The organism is Sporosarcina pasteurii, assembly GCF_041295575.1.
GTDB lineage: Bacteria > Bacillota > Bacilli > Bacillales_A > Planococcaceae > Sporosarcina > Sporosarcina pasteurii.
This window is the reverse complement of record NZ_CP160452.1, coordinates 1,349,811-1,371,536: the sequence shown is the minus strand read 5'-3', so window position 1 is coordinate 1,371,536 and position 21,726 is coordinate 1,349,811. Positions and strand designations below refer to the sequence as shown.

The window sequence follows — 21,726 nt, the reverse complement described above, 5'->3', positions numbered from 1 at the left end:
GATTTTTAATTTATTATTTTGACTCAACAATAATTGTCACAGGTCCATCATTCACGAGTTCAACATCCATCATTGCTCCGAATACACCTGTTTCAACATTCAGTCCTTGTTCTTTTAACTTTTCATTAAATAGGATCCATAAAGGTTCAGCTTGTTCAGGACGGGCTGCGTCGATAAAGCTTGGACGTCGCCCTTTTGCAGTATCCCCATACAAAGTAAATTGTGACACGGATAGAATGTCCCCACCAACTTCTAAGATAGAATTATTCATTTTTCCTTCTTCATCTTCCCATAATCGAAGGTTGGAAATTTTCTTGGCAACATAAGACACATCTTCTTCGCTATCGGAATGTGTAATCCCTACGAGTAATACATACCCTTTGTCAATCGCTCCAGTCACTTCCCCGTCAACTTTGACATTGGCAGGACCTGTTCGTTGTAATACGACTCTCATTTATCCTTCATCCTTCTTTAATTAATTACGCGCTCTACAGAATAAATATCGCGCACTTGTTTAATGCGATCCACAATTCTATGCAAATGAGCGATGTTTTTAATTTTTATTGACATATTAATTTTTGCGATATTTTCCTTATCCGCTTTGCCACTTACCGCGACCATCGTTGTTTTCGTTTCCGCAACAACCATCATGACTTCATTTAATAAACCATGACGATCAAAAGCAGAAATTTCTATATCCACTTGAAACTCTTTACGGTCATCCGTTCGTCCCACTGCCCATTCGACATCAATGAGTCGATTATCCTCTTCTCTCGTATGTTGGACGTTTGGACAATCAGCACGGTGGACGGAAACGCCTCGTCCTTTCGTAATAAAACCAACGATATCATCTCCAGGAACTGGGTTGCAGCATTTAGACAATCGGATTAATAAATTATCGATATCTTTTACAATAACGCCAGACTCCGTTACCCGAGTAGGCTGATTCGTTTGCATATCTGTTACGATTTTATTAATTTTGTCTTGTTCTACACGTTCTCTTTTGAGTTTTTCAGCTAGACGATTCACAACTTGCTCTGCCGTAATTCCATTAAACCCAACGGCTGCACACATATCTTCCTCTGATGCGAAATTAAACTTGTCACAGACTCTGGAAATGTTACTCGTCGTGTATATATCTTTGACCGCAAAATCTTGGTCACGGATTTCTTTCTCAATCATTTCGCGACCTTTTTCAATATTCTCCTGGCGCAATTGTTTTTTGAAAAATTGTCGAATTTTATTTTTCGCTTGAGAGGAATGAGCAATTTTCAGCCAATCTCTGCTTGGACCAAAAGAGTTATTGGATGTTAATATTTCAATAATATCACCGGTATGTAATTCAGTATCCAGCGGTACCATTTTCCCATTCACTTTTGCACCAATCGTTCGGTTACCTACTTCAGAATGTACGCGATAAGCAAAGTCAATTGGTACTGATCCAGCCGGTAACTCGATAACATCACTTTGTGGCGTAAAGACGTAAATCATATCTGAGAATAAATCGAACTTCAATGATTCCATGAATTCTTCGGCATCGGATGATTCATTTTGGAACTCTAAAATTTCTCTAAACCACGTCAGTTTTGAATCAATATCTTTTGGATTATTACTCGCACTTTTCCCTTCTTTATAAGCCCAATGTGCCGCAACCCCGTATTCGGCGATTTTATGCATTTCTTCAGTACGGATTTGCACTTCTAAAGGGTCTCCACCAGGACCTACAACGGTCGTATGGAGTGATTGGTATAAATTTTGTTTCGCCATTGCGATATAATCTTTAAATCTGCCAGGCATCGGTTTCCATAACGTATGAATAATTCCCAGAACGGCATAACAATCTTTAATACTTTTCACAATGATTCGAACCGCTAATAAATCATAGATTTCTTCAAATTCCTTTTCTTGTAAAACCATTTTTCGATAGATAGAATATAAATGCTTTGGACGGCCCGATAAATCTGCCTCGATATTCATTTTATTAATTTCCGTTTTCATTTGGTCCATTAAATCTTCTAAGTAATCTTCCCGCTCTACTCTTTTTTGTTTCATCATGTTGACGATACGGTAATATTGCTGTGGTTTTAAATAGCGTAGCGCGATATCTTCTAATTCCCACTTTATTGTTGAAATTCCTAGTCGGTGCGCTAGAGGAGCAAATATTTCTAACGTTTCCGCTGAAACACGGCGTTGTTTTTCAACTGAAACATGTCTTAACGTTCGCATATTATGTAAACGGTCAGCAAGCTTGATTAAAATAACTCGAATATCTTGAGCCATCGCCACGAACATCTTCCGGTGGTTTTCAGCTTGTTTTTCTTCTTTCGACCTATATTTAAGTCTTTCTAACTTTGTCACGCCATCGACAAGCATCGCAACCTCTTCGCCGAATTCTTCAATAATATCGTCCCTACCAACTTCAGTATCTTCTACCACATCATGAAGAAATCCTGCTGCAACCGTAGCTGGATCCATTTGTAACTCCGCAAGAATGCCTGCAACTTGAACCGGGTGAAGGATATATGCTTCGCCTGAGCTTCTATATTGTCCCTCGTGCGCAGATTTCGCTGCTTCATATGCTTTTTTTACGAAATCTACATGTTCATCATTCATATACGAAGAGACGAGTGTGAAAATATCTTCAGCAGTCATATCCTTATCCTTCGCCATATGTAAAGCTCCTTTCAAATCGGGACTTTAGTGTCTTTAGTAAATAAGACTCACTTAAAAGAAAAGTATTTCCTAAGTAAACAAAAATCCCATTGCCATTATAAGTTTATTCTATGATAAAGTACGATCGATAACTGTGCTGTTTTTAATCTTAACAAAGACATCTTCACAAAACAAATTAATATTTTGAAAAATGCCCCTTCTCTCTATCATAAGCTTTTCAAGAAGAAGATGCAAAAACCAAGGTTTTGAAAAGACAAGATATGTTATGTTTCTTTTTGCCTGGCAGTCCTATTTCCACTACTTTATTCTTCATCAGACCACATGGACAAAATAATAAAACAAAAAAGACCGCTTTCCCTCCCAAAATAAAGCTTTAGGAGGGGAATGCATGGTCAGTTTCTTTCAAGTTTTTTTATTCAAATTAGTACGTAATGAGCGCGCGCATATCGTAGCCTTTTAGCTTGTCTCGTCCATTTAAATAAGATAGCTCGATGATAAATGCACAACCAACAACAATACCGCCAAGTTTTTCAACGAGCGCGATAGTAGCACCAATCGTACCGCCTGTCGCCAATAAATCATCTACGATTAGAACCCTTTGACCTGGCTTAATCGCATCTTTATGAATCGTCAGCGTATCTTGACCATATTCTAGGTCGTAATCAACACTAACCGTTTCACGTGGGAGTTTTCCCGGTTTACGGACAGGTGCAAACCCAATCTCTAACGCATATGCTACTGGACATCCGATAATAAAACCTCTCGCTTCAGGTCCAACAATAATATCGGTATCTAATTCTTTCGCGTACTTTACAATTTCATCCGTTGCATGTTTATAGGCTTTTCCATTATCCATAATCGTTGTAATATCTTTAAAGGTAATGCCTTCCTTTGGATAATCCGGCACAACCGTTACATAGTCTTTTAAATTCATTATTGTTCCTCCCTATCGATCGTTCCACAACGTATGTCGTCAAACCATCGCTTCAATTCATTATATGGTGCATACAGTAATTTCTTCTCTAGTTCCATTTTACGCTTACGTGCTTTGTACGTAGGCGCTTCAGTTAAATCTCTTTTTTCATTCGTTTCCATCATCGTAATGACACCATCTTCAATCTTAACAAATCCTAAATCAGAAAACACCTCTGACATGAAAAAAACGATATCATTTTTCCAACCTTTATGTTGTGCTAGCTTTTCACCGTTTGTTTTCAAATCGAAACTGCCTCGACTTTTAAGGAAGCTATAGTACCAACCAAACTGTTCACGTCCAGGAATTGCGTCAAAATAAGTCGATTCAGGTACGTAGAAATGAGCGTAAATTCGGCTAGGCTCACTTTCTTTCACTACTTCTTTTAATTGTGTTGAATCATTCGGCAAATCAAGTAAGATAAGCGACTCTTTTGTTGGTAGATGATGTTCGCCGTATAATTGAATTGTATGTCCATTCATTGCAGAGCGTAATTGTTTTATCGTTCTTTCTTGGAATGCAAAAAATGTTGATTTCGTTGTAGGCACAGTATGTATCCAACGAGAGACTTCTCGAATCCCGCGCAAATCAAATAACTGCCACTCATTTGAATGAATGTCCTCTACTAATAATTGTGGCTTTTTATTGCCATTCCATTCATTTATTTGAAGATCCCCAACGATTGAAAATTGAATGCCTGGACTTATATGATCCGCAAGCTCCCCTAACCCAAAACCAATTGCATCAAGTTTTTCTGTACCATCCGTCAACTCTACCTTTAAGTGATTGCGTGCAGCGCCAATTTTTCGTATCGAAGCAGCAGAGATGTTTTCAATTAAATAAGTCGGCTTTTCAAAATCCATCCCGAATGGTCGTAGTAAATCAAGTGATTGTAAAGTATTGACATCGATTTCATCTAATGAGAGTGGCAAATCGATCGCCAATTTTGGGATGAACTGTTCTTGCGTCATAGTAGCTTCAGCTTGTTCAATTAAACGTTCGCGTAATAGAGCGACATGATCCATTTCCAGCGACAAACCTGCTGCTACTGGATGTCCACCAAAATGCGTTAATAGATCAGCATTTTTCGAAAGTTCCTCATACATATTAAATCCTTCAATACTTCTAGCAGAGCCTTTTGCCATGCCAGTATTATCATCTAATGAAAGAACAATAGCAGGACGATAATATTTATCCGTCAGTCTAGAAGCAACTATCCCTACAACACCTGGATTCCATCCTTCTTTTGCAAGAACAAATACAGCTGGAATTTCGTTGCCATACATTTTTTGAACCATTGCTTCCGCTTCTTTAGTAATCGTAGAAACAATCCCTTGACGTTCTTTGTTATAATCATCAAGTTCTTCTGCAAGACCTGTTGCGATAAAGCCATCTTCTGTTTTCAATAATTCCACTGCAGATGCAGCGTCTCCGAGTCGTCCTGGTGCGTTCAAACGCGGTCCTATCATAAACCCTATAGATTCTTCTGTTAATTGGTCTTGTGCGGTTCCTGCAACTTTGGCCAATGCTTGTATGCCAGGTCGCCGTGATTTTCGCATCAATTCAATTCCTTTTTTAACGAAATAACGATTTTCTCCGCGCAGAGATACTAAATCAGCAACTGTTCCAATTGCAACGATTTCCAATAAATCTTTTGGCACCTCTCCTAACAATGCGCAAGCTAGTTTAAATGCCACCCCTACCCCTGCCAAATCCGGGATAGGATATTGCCCTTCAGGATGTCGTGGATGAAGGGTCGCGTCCGCTGCTGGCCAAACTTTTCCAGCTTCATGATGGTCCGTTATAATAACTTCCATTCCAAGTGTCTTCGCAAAAGCAATTTCATCAATTCCGGACACACCGTTATCTACCGTAATAATCATCGATGCGCCTGCTTCATAAATTTCTTGAAATAAATCTTTATGTGGACCATATCCGTGTTCAAATCGATTCGGAATGACGAAAAAGACATCGGCACCAAGACGCTCTAAAGCGGTCATTAAAACGGTAATACTAGTGACACCATCACAATCATAGTCGCCATAAATAGCAATTTTTTTATTCTGGTGTATCGCATTTTTAATCAGATTCACTGCATGGTCCATTTGATGGAATAAAAAAGGGTCATGTAAAGCAGTTTCATCCGTGTTTAAAAAGTCTTTTGCCTCATTTATATTCGTGATTCCTCTTGAAATTAATATTTTAGCATGGACAGTAGAAATATTTAGTTCTTCTGTAAAATGATCTACTAATTTTTCATCAGGTCTCTCAATCAACCATTTCTTCATTGATTCTATCAAGCTGTTCACATCCTCCTTTCTATTGTAACGGATGCTTGCGTTATCTTAAAGAAAACGAGAAACATTTTCTAAACGAAAAGTAAAAGAGTATCGAGACGTCCTATTCCAAACAAAAAAGCATTGCTTTAGATAAATGAAAAGCAATGCTTTTTTGTACAGCAATTTAAAGCTGTTCTTTTACTCGTTCTTTTTTCCGAGGGATTTGTTTTTGTAACTCAGCGATTTCATTTTGCTGAGCTGCAATTAATAACTCTTTTGCATTCACATCTTTTAATAACTCTTTAACTTGATGCTTACCCGCAACTGAACGAAATAAGGCGACTATGCCACTGACTGCCGCCCCAAGTAATGCAGAACCTAAAATAACGAGAACAAGCGGCCATTCTGCAGTTCCAAATACATAATTCACAGGAACAGCCTCAACATTGATCACGGAAAATACTGCAATTATAACAGCAAATAAAAGGCCAACTATCCAAGTCCATTGAAATTTCATTTCTCTTTTCCTCCCTTAAAAAACACAAGATATACAAGTTGTATACCCTGTGTTTCCATGTAGTGAAACGTATTTTAAAATTGTTAATCCATTAAACAACCGGTTCATCAGAGCCCCATTGTTTTTTCTCTTTATCAATTTTAATTGAACCTTTTTCTTGCATCTCACGCTTCTTCAAGTTGTACCAAATTTGCGCAGAAATGAAAATAGATGAATAAGTTCCGGCAATTAAACCAATTAACAAGGCAATCGAGAAGTTTTGAATCGACTCTGCCCCTAATAACATGAGTGCAACGACGACAAAGATAACTGTTAAAACAGTGTTTACGGAACGTGTTAACGTTTGTCTAAGTGATTTATTCACAATGTCTGCCAATTCTTTCGCATCTTTGATTTCTTTACGGCGATTCATATTTTCACGAATTCGGTCAAATGTAACAATCGTATCGTTGATGGAGTAACCGATAATCGTTAATACCGCCGCTACAAATGTAATATCTACTTCAAGTCGTAAAATACTAAAAACTGCCACCATGAAAAAGGCATCATGCAGTAAGCCAATGATCGAAGCAAGTCCCATTCGCCATTCAAAACGAAACGCAACGTATATGATAATGCCAATCGCTGCAAAAGCAAGTGCATAAATGGCATTTTTCACAAGTTCTTTCCCTACAGTTGGTGATACAGTACTAACATTCGGTTCAGCACCGTAATGTTCAGCAAGATTTGACTTTAATGTATTGATTTCATCTTGCGAAAATTCATCTGCGTAACGAATGACACCAATATTTTTATCCTCTCCTGAAATGACGATATCAGAAGTTGGGTAACCGATTGAGTCTACATACTCTTCTATTTTATCCGCTGATAAAGCCTGGTCGGAAAGCACTTCTACTCGTGTACCACTCGAAAAATCAATGCCTAAATTCAATTTGAATATCCCTAACACGATAGCACCCGAAATCAGCAAAATGGCTGATAACGCAAAAAACCTCTTTCGACTCTCTACGAAATCAAATCGGTCAAACTTAGTAGTTAAATCAAGTGTATCTACTTCCTCGTATGCAGGATGGATTCGCTTCTTCGAAATTCCGAATAAACCCGGTTTCCCATCTAGTATTTCGCTTTTTACAAGTAAGCCGAGTAATAGTCTTGAGCCCCAAACCGCTGTAATAAAGCTCACCAAAATACTAATCATTAACATCATTGCAAACCCTTTTACAGAACTTGTACCGAAAATAAACAGTACGACTGCGGCAAGAAGCGTTGTAATATTTGCATCTAGTATAGCGGTGAATGAAGATTTAGCACCCGCATCAAAAGATGACTTTATACTTTTCCCAACACGTAACTCTTCCCGGATACGTTCATACGTTAAGATATTGGCATCGACCGCCATTCCTACGCCGAGCATTAATGCCGCGATACCTGGCAACGTCAATACACCATTGATTTTCGTAAAGACGAGTAAAATTAAATAAATATAAACAGATAACGTAATAACCGCTATTAAACCAGGTAGTCGGTAATAAACTAGCATAAAAATAAAGACTAAAGCAATCCCGATAATCCCGGCAAGAATCGTTTTATTCAATGCTTGTTCTCCAAATTGTGCGCCGACAGAAGTCGAGTAAATTTCTTCTAGTTGAACGGGTAGCGCACCGGCGTTTAAAATGCCCGCAAGCTCTTTCGTTTCCTCAACAGTAAAGCTACCGGATATTTCGACATTTGAAGAATGGATAGGCTTTGTTACTCGCGGCGCAGAAACAAATGCCGGATCTGGCTTCATGATTTCTTCTTTATAAGAATCGACACCCTCTTCAAAGTCCAACCAAATGACAAGAACATTTTCAGGAGGAAGCTTTTTAGATATTTCAGCAGTCACTTCACCAAATTTATTCGGATCTTTCATTTCTAACGTAACAACTGGAGCACCACTTTCACCAAAATCTCCTTTTGCTTTTCCTTCTTTCAAGTCACTGCCATCGAGAATTAAGTTATCATCTGCATCTCGAAACGTTAAGTTTGCCTGGGTCGAAAGGAGTGCCCTTGCACTTTCTTGGTCTTCAACACCAGCAAGCTGCACACGAATCCGGTTATTCGATTCTACTTGAATATTCGGTTCACTTACACCGAGTACGTCGATTCTTTTGGATAACGCTCCTGCGGTGTCAACGACCATACTTTCAGTGATTTCTTGGCCATCGTCTTTCAGCGGTTTAACTTGATAAAGGACTTCAAAACCACCTTGCAAGTCGAGCCCAAGTTTCACATCTTTTAATATTGGATTGATTGTCGTACCGATCGTTCCTGCAAATAAGACGAGCAAGAGCAAAAACGAAACGATACGCCCTCTAATTTTCATAAATAAATTTCCTCCTCTTTGTGTAGCTTGACCAATCATAAAGAAAGACAGCTACGCATAACAATCCCATTATATAACACGACAAAAACTGTATCAAATGGGGTGGTTTTGGTTATGATTCAGCATCGTTTTCATTTCGCGGACCTAGGAGCATTTGTAATTCATCTGAATTCAAATCAGAAAACCAGTCGGCATCTCGCTGGGCTTCAATTTGAGTAAACGTCATAAATGCAGCCGGCGATATTTGTAAAATATCATTCGCAATTTTATGTACAGGCATTTCTTCTACGTTTTTCCCACGCCAAACTTTTCGTAGGCAATACACCCAAATATCTTCTTTTGTCACGGTTGTATAGCCATACAACATAAACTCATTTCTTTTACTTTCAAGAGCAGGAAGCAAATTTGTAAATGTTTCTCCGAAATTAGTCCCCATCATTTCCAACCCTTTCCTAAACGGTCAACTGTCCAACCTTTTCCGCATATACAGTAGTATATCAAATAACGACGGAACATGGCATAAATGATAATAAAAATAAAACATTTATTGTGTGAACCTTTTTATCCGGGATTTTCTAAATCCAATGATGAGTAAGTTATTCAAACATGAATGAACTTTTCTTGGGTTTGTGCACCATTCAGATAAACTAAATCATAAAGAAAAGCTGTTCATCAGCCAAACCTTGACTGTGAACAGCTTTTCAATCGAGCCCAATAACAATCTATTATTTTTCGATACGGACAATATGTTCTTCTTTTAATTCAACCGATCCCATCTTATTGATAACCACTGATTCGCCCTCAAAAAGATTTGTGAATATAATTGGTGTCATGATGGATGTTGCCTGTTTTTCAATATAATCAATATCCACCTTTAATAACGGTTGACCTATTTTCACTTTTTCTCCTTGTTCAACAAGCGCTTCGAAACCTTTTCCTTCTAGATTAACTGTGTCAATTCCAACGTGGATAAGGATTTCTCTTCCTGCATCAGATTGAATGCCAATTGCATGTTTGGTTGGGAAGAATGTAACAATCGTTCCATTTACAGGTGAGACGACAGTTCCTTCAGTCGGCTTAATCGCAAAACCGTCCCCCATCATTTTTTGTGAAAATACTTGATCCGGAACTTCTGACAGTGGCGTTACTTCACCTTTTATTGGAGAAACAAAAACCTCTTCCTCTTCGTTTTTTGGAGTAGTTGCAACAGTACTTGGCTGCTCCTCTACCACTGTGCGTGGGCGTTTCCCACTCATCACATCTTGCATTTGTCCTTTTATAATTTCAGAGCGTGGTCCAAAAATTGCTTGAATGTTATTCCCAACTTCTAGGACACCTGCCGCTCCTAATCTTTCTAACTCTTTTTTCTTTACTCTCGATACATCATTTACTGAAACACGTAATCTCGTAATACAAGCATCTAAGTTAGCAATATTTTGCTGGCCGCCCATCGCTTCCAAGATATTGACTGCGAGGTCACCATTTCCGCTAGAACTTGCATCACCGTCTATTTCTTCTTCCTCATCAGCTTCACGACCAGGAGTCATTAAATTAAATTTATTAATCATAAAACGGAATAAGAAGTAGTAAATAACCGCAAAGACTAATCCTAATATGATTGTAATCCACCAGGCTTCTTTACCTGGTAAAATACCGAATAAGAAGAAGTCTATTGCACCACCAGAAAACGTGTACCCAATATGGACATCAAAATAGGTCATTAATACAAATGATAGTCCGTCCAATACTGCGTGAATGAAGAAAAGGATTGGTGATAAAAATAAGAAACTGAATTCAAGCGGTTCTGTAATTCCTGTTAAGAAAGATGTTAGTGCACCTGAAATAAATAATCCAGCGACTAACTTCTTTTTCTCAGGACGTGCAGCATGATACATTGCAAGCGCTGCCGCCGGTAAACCGAACATCATAATTGGGAATTCTCCAGCCATGAAATGTCCCGCTGTTAATTCCACATTATCTCTTAACTGTGCAAAGAAAATTGTCATATCTCCGCGAACGATTGCTCCAGCACTCGTCGTATAGGAACCAAATTCATACCAAAATGGCGCGTGGTAAATATGGTGCAACCCGAATGGGATTAGTAATCGTTTAATAAACCCAAAGAAGAACACCGCAATATATGTTCCCTCACTCATTAGCCATAATGATGCATTGTTCATCCCTGTTTGGACAGGCGGCCAAATGACGAGCAGGATAAGTCCTGCAACAAATGAAGCCCCTGCGGTAACAATTGGAACAAAGCGCTTTCCTGCGAAGAAACCTAGGAAAGAAGGCATTTCAATATCATGAAATTTATTGAAACATGCCGCGGCAATTAACCCGACAATAATTCCGCCAAATACCCCCGTTTGCAAAGTTGGAATTCCAAGTACCATCCCATAACTTGGATCTTCCGCTACCATGTCCATCGTCGTTCCTAACCATGAACTCATGACTTGATTTAATATTAAATAACCAACTAAAGCTGCTAATGCTGCAGCACCGTCTCTTGCTAGCCCAATCGCAACACCTATCGCGAAGATCAGCGCCAAGTTTGCAAAGACAATGCCTCCCGCATCCTCCATCACCATCGCGGTCAGTTGAATCCAATCAGCTGACAAAAACGGCATTTTACCGAGCATTGTTTCTTGCTGCATTGCATTCCCAATTCCGAGCAATAAACCCGCAGCAGGCAACAGAGCAACTGGTAACATCAAAGCTTGCCCAACTTTTTGTAAGACGCCAAAAGCTCTTTTAAACATTGTCATTCCTCCAATTTACATTTTAGGTCATCGAATTAAAAATCAATATAAAAAGGCATGAGTATAAGGTGTATGTTGAAATAAGCTTAAGGTTCTCCCTAAACTTTCAACATTTCACCTTCTACTCATGCCTGATCGAATACAGTAACACGTATGAAGATAATTATTGCATATATTTAGTCCGATGACTTTGTACTATTATACTAGCATAAAATTCGAATGAATGCAAACGCATACATCTTCTTTCACACCTGTTCATGAATCGCCCGAATTCGTTGTAAATGTAAGGTTAGAAAAACTGCTTCAGCGTTATATACCTCTTTCTGAAGTTTCTGTTGCATCACTTTAATTAACTTCCAAGCTAAGTTGTAATAGACCGGATATTCTAGCTCAAGTAATTCTTTAATTCTTTTCGGCTCTACTACTTTCTCGCCACGTACGACCCGCTCAATCGTAAAACGTATATGACGTATTAAACGCATATAATCTAGACTTTCTTTATCGATCGTTATTTTAAATTGTTCTTCAATGATTTGAACAAGCTGAACCATTAAGTCTGAGTATGCAGTGAGTTCTCCAACTTCCTTATCACCCATTGCGCTATGAATATGTAATGCAATAAATCCTACCTCATCTTCAGGTAAGTCAATCTCTAGCTTCTTATTGACCAGTTTCGTAACATCCAGCGCGATTCCATATTCTTGAGGATATAATGTTTTTGTTTCAATCAGGAATGGGTTACGAATTGTCATGCCATTTTTCAATCGATGTATCGCAAAAACAAGATGATCAGTTAACGCTACATGAATATGTTCATTTAAAGATGAATCCGATTTTTCTCGAATCATTTCAACGACCGTGATTAGGGTTTTTAATGTTTCATCATCAATTGTATGTAGTAATTGTTTATACTGCTCTTGTTCCACCGGGTCTTTAAGTACAAACATTTTCTCTACTTGTTCTTCGGCAATCTTATCATTCTTTTTTTTCCCAAATCCAATTCCACAGCCAATTAATACGACTTCTTCCTCCTCAGATTTTGCAATAATTACATTATTATTCAAAGCTTTTTCAATTATATATGTCGTCATTCATTCATCCCCAATAGTTTTCTCTAATCTATTGTATTCTAGCATTTGAAAAAGAGAAAGTAATAACATTCATGATTGGGCATACAATTAAGCATGAGAAAATACGGTCGCACTACATATGTAGCGCCATCAGAAAATCATTTCTCCTTAAGACGTTCGATTTGAGAAGGAGTTGTTTTACTTGAAATCATTTATTCGTGGGACAGCTGTTCTGATGTTCGCAGTTTTTTTATCAAAATTACTTGGTTTTGTTTTTAGAATTCAATTCATGCGAATCGCTGGTGAAGAAGCAGTCGGAATCTACATGACCGCTTATCCCGCATTCATCTTTTTTTTATCACTCGTACAGCTCGGTGTGCCGATTGCGATAGCGAAAGTTATTGCGGAACTGGATGTGAAAGGAGAAAAAGAAAAAATCCAGTCCGTCATGAAAACTTCTTATTTACTTACATTTTTTGCGGCACTTGCATTCATTCCAACTTCAATTTTATTCGTACCTTACTTAGCAACGAATCTTCTTGGAAACCCTGCATCAGCAAGCGCATTATATGCTGGGATTGCGATTGTGCCCATTTCGGCAATCGGCGGTTTAATTCGAGGATATTTTCAAGGGATTGCGCGGATGGAAGAAACAGCTTGGTCACAAATTATAGAACAATCATTAAGAATCGCACTAATTACATGGTTATTGCCGCTCGTCTTTTCAGGAGAAAGCAATGCCATGAATGCAGCTTATGCAATGGGCATTACATTAATTGCGGAATTAGCATCTGTCCTCTATTTGTTTTTCAAATATTCGCAGCAAAAGCGTAAACGAAAAACAATCAAATCAGCTAAAAAATTATATCCATTTGAACCGATTCTATCGATCTCACTTCCAGCTTCAGGAAGTAGACTATTTGGTACATTCACTTGGTTTTTAGAACCGATTATTTTCTTGCGTGCACTTACTTTGTCTGGTATTACAGCGATTGCTGCGACTTCATTATATGGCGTTATTTCGGGTGTGCTCATTCCACTCTTATTATTTCCATCTTTTATTCCATATGCACTTTCTGTCGTACTTGTTCCGGCCGTCAGTGGTGCTGCAGCTTCTAGTAATAAAAAGAAATTACGAAATCGAATTCATTTGGCGTTACGTTTATCCGCCATCACCGGTACATTTGCCGCGGCTGTTTTTTTCATACACGGAGCAGCACTCGCGGAAAAACTGTTCCAAGTGACAGAAGGTGCCCATTATATGACGATACTCGCGCCTGTTTTCTTTTTCTACTATATTCAAAGCCCATTATATTCAATTTTACAAGCGACCGGTGATGCAAAGGCGGGTATGATGAACTCCGTTTATGGCGGGATTGCCAAACTTGGGGTCATGTTTGTATTAGCCTCTCAGCCAGGATTACAAGAAACTGGTGCTGTACTAGCAATTGGTTTCGGCGTACTTGTCACTTCATTTCTTCATATTGCAACTTTACGGAAAAATAAAGCTGCTGCAACAGGATTTAGCATGTTTGCACTTCCGTACATTTCATTTATACTAACAGCCATTATACGACCTATCTTTATTCCGGTTGGCAATGTTGGCTTAATCATGGAATGTGTCATCACAACTTTATTTTTATTTATGATTTTGATTTTGACAAGACAATTGCGTTACGGAGACTTCATGCATTTCAAAAGGCTCCTCAAATTTCAGCGATGAGCCTCTTTCAGTTGATATTTAAGCTGTTTATTCTCGTATGAACAATAAAAAATCTGCTCTACATCATGAATCCCTTGCCGTTTCAATTCATCAAGCAACCACTCTTCTGTTTTCCCGATTAACTTAAGGTGTCGCGGCTGAACGATGCCATCACTAATGAGGGCAAGGGCTGGTTGTGTATCATCTTTTGTAAACACCGAAAGATTTCCAGATGGTTCCAGAAACGCATAGGTCACGTCACGGACAGAGCCAACTTTTTGTTCCCTTAACTGTTGAAATAAATCATCCAAATTATAGCGCTGTTTACGCAATTCTTCTTCCATAATTACACCATCTCGAATCAGTGTTGAAGGATCACCATCCACAAGATCTCTAAACTTTTTACTTTTTAATGAAATGTAAGATGAGATGAGTTGGATCCCAAGTAAGACGATGATGGGTATAATTGCTTCAAAGATATTTTTCTCTGGGGAATCAAGCCCTAATGCAGCTACTTCAGCCATAATTAAGAAAACAACAACGTCGATGATGCCTAATTCACCAACTTCTCGCTTTCCCATAATACGTAGTACGAATAATATTAAAATGTAAAATAATATCGTTCTATAAATGATGATCAGTAAATCATTCATGAGTATCCTCCTTCTTAAAAAGGATACCCAATAATGTGCAACTTATTTCGATTTCAGTAGAGAAAAAGCGGTAGTAAAAAAACAGAGTTTCCTCTGTTTTTCTACTACCGCATCTTACATTATACAGTTGCTGATTGCTCTGTAACACGTCCAACAGCTTGTCTATCAAAACGAAGCGTTGTCCCGTCGGCAACTTTCAAATACACAGTTGTTTCGTCAACTGCCTCAATTGTGCCGTGAAGTCCGCCAATTGTAATGACAGTATCTCCGCGTTGTAAAGAACTTTGCATTTCTTTTGTCTGTTTTTGTCTCTTTTGAGCTGGTCTAATTAGCAAGAACCACATAATTGCGAACATAGCAACAAATGGCCAAAGTTGAAGTAAACCTTCCATTCAATCATCCCCCTTTCAAACATAATTCATTATACAAGATTCAAAAGTTTTTTGCATTCGGTTTGTTAAATCCATATTGTTCAAAAAACTCATCTCTAAAATCACCGAGACGATCTTGGCGAATCGCTTCACGTACTTGCTCCATCATATTTAATAGAAAATGCAAGTTATGGTAAGACGTTAAACGTAGTCCAAAAGTTTCGTCAGCGCGAATTAAATGATGGATATACGCACGACTATAGTTTTGGCAAGTATAACAAGTGCAGTTTTCATCGATAGGACCGTAATCACGTTTATACGTTGCGTTACGGACAACGAGGCGACCTTTACTTGTCATTAATGTTCCATTTCGCGCAATTCTCGTAGGCAATACACAGTCAAACATGTCTACTCCGCGAATTGCACCATCAATGAGCGAACGTGGGGAACCAACTCCCATTAGATAACGGGGCTTGTCTTCTGGAAGTAATGGCGTTGTAAATTCTAGTACTTCATTCATCACTTCTTTTGATTCACCAACGGATAACCCACCAATCGCATATCCTGGGAAGTCCATTGATATTAAATCTTTCGCACTCTGTTTACGCAACGCTTCAAACTCTCCGCCTTGTACAATACCAAATAATGCTTGGTCATGTGGACGTCCGTGCGCATTTAAGCAACGTTCTGCCCATCTAGACGTCCGCTCAACACTTGCTTTCATATAATCATATGTTGCAGGGTACGGTGGACATTCATCAAATGCCATCATAATATCTGCGCCAAGTGCATTTTGAATTTCTGTTGCTTTTTCAGGACTCAAAAATAATTTACTACCATTCAAATGATGTCTAAAGTGGACACCTTCTTCTTCAATTGTCCTAAATTTACTTAAAGAAAAGACTTGGAAACCGCCCGAATCTGTTAATATCGGTCTGTCCCAATTCATAAATTTATGAAGCCCACCTGCTTCTTTGACGATATCATGTCCTGGACGAAGCCATAAATGATACGTATTACTTAAAATAATCCCAGCATCCATCGCTTTTAATTCCTCGGGCGACATCGTTTTTACTGTCGCCTGTGTGCCGACTGGCATAAATGCCGGTGTTTCAAAAGATCCGTGCGGCGTATGAACAATTCCAAGACGCGCACCGGTCTGTTTACAAGTTTTAATATGTTCGTACCTAATTGCTGTCATTCTTCAGAATCCTTTCTCTTTGGGCTTCAAACATTTAGTAAGTCTTGATTTGATTTTTACAACCCTTTAACAAGCATCATACACGACACAAGGGAATATTTCACTTGATGAACATCGCATCTCCAAAGCTAAAAAATCGGTATTCATTTTCAACTGCAGATGTATACGCGTCCATAATATATTCCTGAGAGGCAAATGCTGAAACGAGCATGAGTAATGTTGATTTCGGTAAATGAAAATTCGTAAGAAGTCCGTCAAGAATTCGAAATTCATACCCAGGATAAATAAAAATCGAGGTCCAGCCGCTTGCTTCTATGATTTTCCCATCATTTTCTGAAGCGATTGTTTCAAGTGTACGTGCAGATGTTGTACCAACTGCAATTACTTTCCGTCCACTTGCTTTCGCTTGATTAATTGTATTTGCAGTTACCTCTGTGACAGAATAATATTCTGCATGCATCGTATGATCTTCTATCGTATCAACACTGACCGGCCTAAATGTACCTAAACCAACATGTAAGGTTATAAAAGCAATTTTTACGCCTTTTTCTTTAAGTTGCTGTAAAACCTCTTCGGTAAAATGTAATCCAGCAGTAGGTGCGGCTGCAGACCCTCTTTCTTTCGCAAAGACCGTTTGATATCGTTCTTCGTCATCTAGCTTTTCAGTAATATAGGGTGGAAGGGGCATTTCGCCTAATTGATCAAGAATTTCAAAAAAAATGCCATTATACGTAAACTTAAATTCTCTTCCACCTTGAGGTAACACTGCTGTACATTCGGCATTTAATAAACCATTACCAAATGAGACGACATTTCCCTCTTTAATTCGTTTAGCCGGTTTAACAAGCGTTTCCCACTTATCTTCCCCGTTTTCCTTTAATAATAATATTTCAATTGCCGCACCGGTTTCTTCTTTTACACCAATTAAACGTGCAGGTAAAACACGTGTATTATTTAATACAAGTACATCGCCTGCTTCTAATTCGTTCACAAAATCAGGAAACTGTCGGTGCTTCGTTTCACCAGTTTCTTTATCGAGAACGAGTAATCGACTTGCCGTTCGGTCTTGAAGCGGTGTTTGCGCGATTAAATGCTCCGGTAAGTGAAAATCAAAATCTTCTACATTCATTCTTAAATAGCCACCTTATTGTTCAATGATGAGCATCTCCCGGTAATGGATAACCAAAATGCTCATATGCATAATTCGTTACAACTCTACCACGTGGAGTCCGTTGAAGAAAACCAATTTGCAATAAGTAAGGTTCATATACATCTTCAATCGTCACCGATTCTTCACCAATACTTGCTGCAATCGTATCAATTCCAACAGGCCCTCCTCTAAATTGTTCAATCATACCCGTAATTAACTTATGATCGATATGATCCAGTCCATGTGAGTCTACTTGCAACATTTCCAATGCTTCTTGCGCAGTTTGAAAAGAGATTTTTCCGTCTCCACGCACTTGCGCATAATCCCTTACCCTTCGGAGAAGTCGATTCGCAATACGTGGTGTGCCACGAGACCGCTTCGCGAGCTCAGTTGCCGCAGTTGGTTCTATAGAGACGTCAAACACATCTGCACTTCGAAGAATAATTTCTGTTAATGGTTCTACTTCATAATATTCCAACCGTAACGGTACGCCAAACCGGTCACGTAATGGCGCCGATAAAGAACCTGCGCGTGTTGTTGCACCAATCAGTGTAAAAGGAGGCAAATCTAGACGCACTGAGCGTGCTGAAGGCCCTTTTCCAACTACAATATCGAGACAAAAATCTTCCATCGCTGGATAAAGAACTTCCTCAATTGCCCGGTTCAGTCTGTGTATCTCATCAATAAATAACACATCCCCCGGCTCTAACGAGGAAACAACTGCTGCTAAATCTCCAGGTCGCTCAATTGCAGGTCCACTCGTTGTACGGAGATTGACGTTCATTTCATTTGCAATGACACTAGCCAACGTCGTTTTCCCAAGACCTGGAGGCCCGTAAAGTAAAACATGGTCTAAACTCTCGCTTCGTCTTCTAGCTGCCTCGATAAAAATACTTAGGTTATCTTTTACTTGAATCTGTCCGATATATTGATTTAAAAATTCTGGTCGAAGCGATTGTTCAAAACCTAAATCAAAGTCGGTCGTTTCCCCTGAAATCACACGTTCCTCCATCACACACCATCCTTTCCTTCAAACAACAATATGTTTTATTTTTGTTTTAATAACAATTGTAATGCAAGTTTCATATAGCCTTCTGTATCTAACTCTTCTTTTTCTAATGTTTTCTTCACTTTATTTAGCTCACGTTGTGAATAGCCAAGTACTTCAAGCGCTAAAATCGCTTCGTCAAGCGCGTCGTTTTCCACCATCGTCAATAGCGAATGGCCTTCTTCTTCTAAATCAATTTCACTAAATAAATCATGTAACTTCCCTTTTAAATCAAGAATCATTTGACGGGCTGTCTTTTTACCAACACCCGGGAACTGAACGAGAAAACCTTCATCTTCACGTTCTATGGCGCTGATAACCTGTGAAGGAATTCCACTTGCTAAAATAGCTAATGCGCCTTTCGGACCAATCCCAGAAACCGTAATTAGTTTTTTAAAAAGTTCACGTTGCTCTAGCGTTTTAAAACCTAAGAGTAATTGTACATCTTGTCGAACATGTAAATAAGTGAACACTTGTTGTATGTCGTCAGTTATATGAAAAGCATATGGATTCGGTGTCATAATGGACCATCCAAGCCCATTTTGTTCTAGCGTTATGTATTCTGGCGTGACACGTGTCACATGCCCTTTTATATAATCGTACAAAAAACTTCCCCCTTACTTAACTATCCTTCAGTATACCATACGAACGAACTTTCTACAGAGAAAGTTTCCATTGGATTATACGTCGACATTTTCTCAGAAAATTAATCATAATAAAAACACCTATCAGTAAAAGGTGTTCGAATATGTTTATTTAATTGTCATCAAAATAGGCTAAATTTCTATCAACAATATAATAACCTGCCCAACTGTTCAATTTGAGAGCGGGCAGATTTTTAATTAATCATTTAACTTCCCATTTACTAGTTTACAAATTCGATTTTACATTCATTTTTTTATTTACACTAAAAGCGGAGGGTTTACTTAAATCTACTTGACTTATTATTCGGGCTTGGTATGAATCAGCTGGTAGCGTTTCTGAAGGATCAGAGAGAGGTAGTTCGTACGAGTTTTCTTCATCCATTAGCGACCTTTGAATAAAAGGATTAAAATCTGCTTGGTTCGGATATTTTCCTTGTCGTTTCTGCATTTTTTTACACTCCTTTTAAATTATTTAACTTGCCACACCTGTCACTGTGTGTATGGTTTAATTATACAATTACTCCGAAAATCGTGCAACTTTTACTATTGTATAATTTGCACGATTTTTATAAAAAAGTAATAGTAGAATGTTGAAAATGATAGATATCTATTCAATACGCTGGATTATTAGCGCATATCAACCAAAAAAGACACTAATTTATAGATAAACCTACAAACTAGTGTCTTCCTAAATATATTGAACTAAACTGCTATTACTCAGCCGCATTATGATAAACGTTTTGCACGTCATCATCGTCTTCCAGCATGTCGAGCATTTTTTCAAACTGTTCTTCGCTCTCTTCCGGAATTACGGTATGCATTGAAGGAACCATTTCAATGTCGGCTGAAACAAACTCAATTCCTGATTCTTCCAACTCATTTTTAACTTGTAAGAAATCAGCTGCTTCTGTGATAATTTCAAAACCTTCTTCACTGGATTCAATATCTTCTGCACCAGCTTCAAGTGCTGCGAGCATAATCATATCTTCATCCGTGTCTTCTGTTCTTTCAATCAACAGACGCCCTTTTCGATCAAACATATATGAAACCGATCCGCTTGAACCTAAGTTTCCACCATTTCTCGTAAATGCAACGCGAATATTAGGTGCTGTTCGGTTTCTGTTATCCGTTAAGCAATAAACGAGAACTGCTACGCCATTCGGGCCGTAACCTTCGTAAATGACTTCCTCATAGTTTTCATCATTGCCTGCGCCCGAAGCTTTATCTAGTGCACGTTTCACTACATCGTTAGGCACGTTTGCACTTTTTGCTTTTTCAATCGCTAAACGTAAAGCAGGGTTCATGTCTGGATCTACGCCCTGTTTCGCTGCCATATATATTTCTCGAGATATTTTTTGAAATATTTTACCGCGCTTTGCATCTTGCGCGCCTTTACGGTTTTTAATATTATTCCATTTGGAATGCCCTGCCATCATGCAACCTCCTAGTTTTTTATCCGTTCTACATTATACCATAATTTTGGCCAATGCGAGAGTGCGGACTCTGTAAAAGGGAGCATGTTTTTCAATTGCCTTTCTTGTGAGTCTTTCGATAAAGAGAAGAAATGGAGCCATTCTCTCAATATTTCATTTGGATAAAGCAGCAAGTTTAAAGATGATTTATCTAACTTCTGTAAGGAAGGTTGTTCATTTAATAAAAAGGTTAAATCATAATCAATTTGCGGTAATACTCGATGCATCCATAGAGCAATCTCAGTTCCTGCCGGTCCAATACAAGCGAGATCAAAATCTATAAAACGAATGATTCCTTTTTTATCTCGCAAGATATTATGGTGAACGACATCTCCATGGAGCAATGTAATTTTTTTCTCTTGATTATACGACTTACGGACAACGCGAAGTGCACTTTCTGCATAAAAAATAATGTCATCTACCGCTGCTTTTCCAATATACATTTCACAAGCTTCACGTATTGACTCAAATCGAAATAAACGATCTTCCCATTTCGCAATTAAAGGATATTCATGCAAATAATCCGCTGTCTTCCAATCGAATTGCGATTGTGTTTCATGTAAATCGATAAGTGCTTCGAGCGATTCTGTTCGATCGGCTCGTTTTTTAAAATTAACAGCCCTGGCTTTCCTAAGCCATGGTTGTGTAAAGAGTAACGGATGTTCACTGGGTATGACTGAAATAATATGTGGAAATGAAAGTGAACGTAATTTTTCATGGATGGCATTCACTTTATATAATGTTGATGAAGAATCATAATGTTTCACTGAGTAATAACGGCCATTTCTTTCAAGTTTCCAAACATTATTATTGATTTGTTCCGCTTTCCCTTTCACGATCATACGC

Annotated in this window: 19 protein-coding genes; 1 reads left to right on the top strand and 18 read right to left on the bottom strand. The window is 38.5% G+C overall.

Annotated elements, in window-relative coordinates; genetic code table 11:
- Positions 1–13 precede the first annotated feature (13 nt).
- The 9 genes from dtd to glcT form a co-directional block, all read right to left on the bottom strand.
- Positions 14–454, bottom strand: a complete 441-nt coding sequence (gene dtd, locus AB1H92_RS06245) for a D-aminoacyl-tRNA deacylase (RefSeq protein ID WP_115361432.1) — start codon at positions 452–454, stop codon at positions 14–16.
- Between the two features lie 17 nt (positions 455–471).
- Positions 472–2,670: a bifunctional (p)ppGpp synthetase/guanosine-3',5'-bis(diphosphate) 3'-pyrophosphohydrolase gene (locus tag AB1H92_RS06240; protein ID WP_115361434.1), complete on the bottom strand. Its 2,199-nt coding sequence runs from the start codon at positions 2,668–2,670 to the stop codon at positions 472–474.
- Between the two features lie 424 nt (positions 2,671–3,094).
- Positions 3,095–3,607, bottom strand: coding sequence for an adenine phosphoribosyltransferase (locus tag AB1H92_RS06235; RefSeq protein WP_115361436.1), 513 nt, complete (start codon positions 3,605–3,607; stop codon positions 3,095–3,097).
- Positions 3,607–5,946, bottom strand: coding sequence for a single-stranded-DNA-specific exonuclease RecJ (recJ, locus tag AB1H92_RS06230; protein WP_115361437.1), 2,340 nt, complete (start codon positions 5,944–5,946; stop codon positions 3,607–3,609). The genes AB1H92_RS06235 and recJ overlap by 1 nt, the downstream gene beginning before the upstream one ends.
- 163 nt (positions 5,947–6,109) lie before the next feature.
- Entirely contained in the window at positions 6,110–6,442 is a 333-nt protein-coding gene (locus tag AB1H92_RS06225) for a lipopolysaccharide assembly LapA domain-containing protein (RefSeq protein WP_115361439.1), read from the bottom strand.
- A gap of 91 nt (positions 6,443–6,533) precedes the next feature.
- On the bottom strand, positions 6,534–8,807 hold the full coding sequence (secDF, locus tag AB1H92_RS06220) for a protein translocase subunit SecDF (protein ID WP_115361441.1): 2,274 nt from the start codon (positions 8,805–8,807) through the stop codon (positions 6,534–6,536).
- 112 nt (positions 8,808–8,919) lie between these two features.
- Positions 8,920–9,246: a post-transcriptional regulator gene (locus AB1H92_RS06215; protein ID WP_243835734.1), complete on the bottom strand. Its 327-nt coding sequence runs from the start codon at positions 9,244–9,246 to the stop codon at positions 8,920–8,922.
- Positions 9,247–9,532: 286 nt separating this feature from the next.
- Positions 9,533–11,569, bottom strand: a complete 2,037-nt coding sequence (ptsG, locus tag AB1H92_RS06210; protein WP_115361443.1) for a glucose-specific PTS transporter subunit IIBC — start codon at positions 11,567–11,569, stop codon at positions 9,533–9,535.
- Between the two features lie 245 nt (positions 11,570–11,814).
- Complete coding sequence (gene glcT / locus AB1H92_RS06205) at positions 11,815–12,660, bottom strand: glucose PTS transporter transcription antiterminator GlcT (protein ID WP_115361445.1); 846 nt, start codon at positions 12,658–12,660, stop codon at positions 11,815–11,817.
- Between the two features lie 181 nt (positions 12,661–12,841).
- On the opposite strand from glcT, the gene AB1H92_RS06200 reads away from it, so the two are divergent.
- Complete coding sequence (locus AB1H92_RS06200) at positions 12,842–14,362, top strand: oligosaccharide flippase family protein (RefSeq protein WP_115361447.1); 1,521 nt, start codon at positions 12,842–12,844, stop codon at positions 14,360–14,362.
- Here AB1H92_RS06200 and AB1H92_RS06195 read toward each other — a convergent pair.
- The 9 genes from AB1H92_RS06195 to AB1H92_RS06155 all read right to left on the bottom strand — a co-directional run bounded on the left by AB1H92_RS06195 (position 14,353) and on the right by AB1H92_RS06155 (position 21,716).
- Positions 14,353–14,994 carry a DUF421 domain-containing protein gene (locus tag AB1H92_RS06195; RefSeq protein WP_115361449.1) on the bottom strand — a complete coding sequence of 214 codons (642 nt, stop codon included), beginning with the start codon at positions 14,992–14,994 and terminating at the stop codon, positions 14,353–14,355. The genes AB1H92_RS06200 and AB1H92_RS06195 overlap by 10 nt on opposite strands.
- Before the next feature lie 119 nt (positions 14,995–15,113).
- Entirely contained in the window at positions 15,114–15,386 is a 273-nt protein-coding gene (gene yajC / locus AB1H92_RS06190; protein ID WP_115361451.1) for a preprotein translocase subunit YajC, read from the bottom strand.
- Positions 15,387–15,426: 40 nt separating this feature from the next.
- On the bottom strand, positions 15,427–16,566 hold the full coding sequence (gene tgt, locus AB1H92_RS06185) for a tRNA guanosine(34) transglycosylase Tgt (protein ID WP_115361453.1): 1,140 nt from the start codon (positions 16,564–16,566) through the stop codon (positions 15,427–15,429).
- 100 nt (positions 16,567–16,666) lie between these two features.
- Positions 16,667–17,695, bottom strand: a complete 1,029-nt coding sequence (gene queA, locus AB1H92_RS06180; protein ID WP_115361455.1) for a tRNA preQ1(34) S-adenosylmethionine ribosyltransferase-isomerase QueA — start codon at positions 17,693–17,695, stop codon at positions 16,667–16,669.
- Between the two features lie 22 nt (positions 17,696–17,717).
- Positions 17,718–18,728, bottom strand: coding sequence for a Holliday junction branch migration DNA helicase RuvB (gene ruvB, locus AB1H92_RS06175; RefSeq protein ID WP_115361457.1), 1,011 nt, complete (start codon positions 18,726–18,728; stop codon positions 17,718–17,720).
- Between the two features lie 35 nt (positions 18,729–18,763).
- Positions 18,764–19,369, bottom strand: coding sequence for a Holliday junction branch migration protein RuvA (gene ruvA, locus AB1H92_RS06170; protein ID WP_115361459.1), 606 nt, complete (start codon positions 19,367–19,369; stop codon positions 18,764–18,766).
- A 265-nt stretch (positions 19,370–19,634) separates the two neighbouring features.
- On the bottom strand, positions 19,635–19,856 hold the full coding sequence (locus AB1H92_RS06165; protein WP_115361461.1) for a hypothetical protein: 222 nt from the start codon (positions 19,854–19,856) through the stop codon (positions 19,635–19,637).
- A 265-nt stretch (positions 19,857–20,121) separates the two neighbouring features.
- Positions 20,122–20,841, bottom strand: coding sequence for a YebC/PmpR family DNA-binding transcriptional regulator (locus AB1H92_RS06160; protein WP_115361463.1), 720 nt, complete (start codon positions 20,839–20,841; stop codon positions 20,122–20,124).
- 11 nt (positions 20,842–20,852) lie between these two features.
- Positions 20,853–21,716 (bottom strand): aminoglycoside phosphotransferase family protein, encoded by an 864-nt coding sequence (locus AB1H92_RS06155; RefSeq protein ID WP_166739487.1) that lies wholly within the window; start codon positions 21,714–21,716, stop codon positions 20,853–20,855.
- Positions 21,717–21,726 lie beyond the last annotated feature (10 nt).

What these genes read in the sequence shown, in the direction of transcription:
- AB1H92_RS06195 (WP_115361449.1), bottom strand. Translation starts at nt 14,994, where the DNA reads ATGAATGATTTACTGATCATCATTTATAGAACGATATTATTTTACATT.
- ruvB (WP_115361457.1), bottom strand. Translation starts at nt 18,728, where the DNA reads ATGGAGGAACGTGTGATTTCAGGGGAAACGACCGACTTTGATTTAGGT.
- AB1H92_RS06215 (WP_243835734.1), bottom strand. Translation starts at nt 9,246, where the DNA reads ATGATGGGGACTAATTTCGGAGAAACATTTACAAATTTGCTTCCTGCT.
- tgt (WP_115361453.1), bottom strand. Translation starts at nt 16,566, where the DNA reads ATGACAGCAATTAGGTACGAACATATTAAAACTTGTAAACAGACCGGT.
- queA (WP_115361455.1), bottom strand. Translation starts at nt 17,695, where the DNA reads ATGAATGTAGAAGATTTTGATTTTCACTTACCGGAGCATTTAATCGCG.
- AB1H92_RS06165 (WP_115361461.1), bottom strand. Translation starts at nt 19,856, where the DNA reads ATGCAGAAACGACAAGGAAAATATCCGAACCAAGCAGATTTTAATCCT.
- AB1H92_RS06235 (WP_115361436.1), bottom strand. Translation starts at nt 3,607, where the DNA reads ATGAATTTAAAAGACTATGTAACGGTTGTGCCGGATTATCCAAAGGAA.
- dtd (WP_115361432.1), bottom strand. Translation starts at nt 454, where the DNA reads ATGAGAGTCGTATTACAACGAACAGGTCCTGCCAATGTCAAAGTTGAC.
- AB1H92_RS06160 (WP_115361463.1), bottom strand. Translation starts at nt 20,841, where the DNA reads ATGGCAGGGCATTCCAAATGGAATAATATTAAAAACCGTAAAGGCGCG.
- glcT (WP_115361445.1), bottom strand. Translation starts at nt 12,660, where the DNA reads ATGACGACATATATAATTGAAAAAGCTTTGAATAATAATGTAATTATT.
- AB1H92_RS06240 (WP_115361434.1), bottom strand. Translation starts at nt 2,670, where the DNA reads ATGGCGAAGGATAAGGATATGACTGCTGAAGATATTTTCACACTCGTC.
- AB1H92_RS06225 (WP_115361439.1), bottom strand. Translation starts at nt 6,442, where the DNA reads ATGAAATTTCAATGGACTTGGATAGTTGGCCTTTTATTTGCTGTTATA.
- secDF (WP_115361441.1), bottom strand. Translation starts at nt 8,807, where the DNA reads ATGAAAATTAGAGGGCGTATCGTTTCGTTTTTGCTCTTGCTCGTCTTA.
- yajC (WP_115361451.1), bottom strand. Translation starts at nt 15,386, where the DNA reads ATGGAAGGTTTACTTCAACTTTGGCCATTTGTTGCTATGTTCGCAATT.
- ptsG (WP_115361443.1), bottom strand. Translation starts at nt 11,569, where the DNA reads ATGTTTAAAAGAGCTTTTGGCGTCTTACAAAAAGTTGGGCAAGCTTTG.